This window comes from Micromonospora sp. KC207 (genome assembly GCF_004348615.1).
GTDB lineage: Bacteria > Actinomycetota > Actinomycetes > Mycobacteriales > Micromonosporaceae > Micromonospora.
The window spans coordinates 1-943 of the sequence record NZ_SMKJ01000615.1 but is presented as its reverse complement, the minus strand read 5'-3'; the positions used below and the strand labels follow the sequence as shown (position 1 = coordinate 943).

At 70.6% G+C, this 943-nt stretch carries 1 protein-coding gene; it reads left to right on the top strand.

The window, feature by feature from the left end; all coding sequences use genetic code 11:
• Positions 1-121: 121 nt before the first annotated feature.
• On the top strand, positions 122-940 hold the full coding sequence (locus E1258_RS32840) for a neocarzinostatin apoprotein domain-containing protein (protein ID WP_165949970.1): 819 nt from the start codon (positions 122-124) through the stop codon (positions 938-940).
• Positions 941-943: the final 3 nt, after the last annotated feature.

The window sequence follows — 943 nt, the reverse complement described above, 5'->3', positions numbered from 1 at the left end:
GGTGAGCAGCGCTGTCCGACAGTCGACAGTGGCCGGTCCCGTCTTCGGAGCCCCCTCGGCCGGGATCGATGCTACAACGATGGGTGTCGACAGTTGTCCTCCGTCGTGGAAGGGGCACCACATGAGGCTCCGGTCATGGCTGCCCGTAGCGGTGCTGGCGGCGGCGGGCGTGGTGGCCGTGAGTCCGCCCGCCCCTGCGGCGGCGGCCCGGTTCGACGCCGCGCCGTCGGCCACGGCGCGCCCGACGAGTGGGTTGTCGGCCTCGTCGGTCGTCAGGGTCACGGCGACCGGCCTGCCCAGGAGAACCGAGGTCGACATCGTCCAGTGCGACGAGGCCACCTACGACGACGACGGCCGCATCGGCTGCCCGGTCGTGCAAACGGCCACCACCAGCGGGCTGGGGCGGATCTCCGAGCGGGTGAACGCCAGCATCAGCGTCTACCGCAGCCGCCCCTACGGCGACTCCGCGCCGGTCTACTGCCGCGCGGACACCTGCCGATTCTTCGTCGAATGGGTCACCGACGGTGATCGGCACTCGGTCGCCACGGCGGCCCTGGAGTTCACCGGCGACCCGGCCACCATCACCGCGACCCCGAACACCGGCCTGATCGACGGGCAACTGGTCGAGGTCACCGGCACCGCGAAGGGCTCACCCAGCCGGTACGTGACGATCACGCAGATCGCGTGCTACGACATCGTCCAGGAGAGCGGCTGCGTCGACAGCACGCCGCTGGCCACGGCGCCGCTCACCGAGGACGACACGTTCACGGCGACCGTGGCCGTCCAGTACTGGCCCAGCTGCGCGCCGGATCACTATCTCTACACGTGCGAGCTGCACGTGGTGGTGTTCGACGCGCAGGGGCAGCCAGACAGCTCGTTCGGCTCCGGCTGGTCCGGCCCGCACCGCGCCTACCTCCGCTTTGCGTCGGTGACCGAGTAGTGC

Bases quoted from the DNA above. Each gene is read 5' to 3' on its own strand.
- E1258_RS32840 (WP_165949970.1), top strand. From the start codon at position 122: ATGAGGCTCCGGTCATGGCTGCCCGTAGCGGTGCTGGCGGCGGCGGGC.